The 570-nt window shown below is 54.4% G+C and carries 1 pseudogene; it reads left to right on the forward strand.

The features are described from left to right. Positions 1 to 161: 161 nt before the first annotated feature. Positions 162 to 434, forward strand: a pseudogene (locus FME68_RS13535) (IS3-like element IS1206 family transposase); the annotation flags it as partial. Positions 435 to 570 lie beyond the last annotated feature (136 nt).

Raw genomic sequence — 570 nt, forward strand, 5'->3', positions numbered from 1 at the left:
ACACGCGCAGACGACACTCCTGGTGCAATCTTCTAGCCCCCGATGACTACGAAGCACTCACATCAGCTACACTGACTCAAGCAGCATAGCTAACCCCCGACGTGTCTACTTTCCGGGGGTCAGGCCCAACCAATCGCTCGATTTTGGGGTATTGGTACTAGCAATTCGGCACCAACGTCGCCGAGGATGATGATGCAGCGTCGCCCACAGAAAAGCTGGCTGATACGGAAAGAATCCGTCGGCGAGAGCGCGAAAGCCAGCGGCTTCGTGAAGAGCGCGATATTCTGCGCAAGGCCGCGAAGTATTTTGCTTAAAGAGACGACCTGGTGATCCGCTTCCAGTTCACTTGTGACCATATCCCCGACTACTCGGTCAAGCGGATGTGCACAGTCCTGGGCTTAAATCGGTCTTCGTATTACAAGTGGAAGAACTCGGCTCCGCGGTGTTCAGAAGACTGAAATGGTAGCGGTGTGGTGAGTATCTGGTAGCGCCTGAGTGAGTATCCGGTAGCGGTGTCTTACTCAGGCGTTGTTGGTGGTTATGTGTTGGTGGTGAGGCGCATGTTTGGTC

The sequence above is a fragment of the Corynebacterium hiratae genome, from assembly GCF_009708045.1.
Lineage (GTDB): Bacteria > Actinomycetota > Actinomycetes > Mycobacteriales > Mycobacteriaceae > Corynebacterium > Corynebacterium hiratae.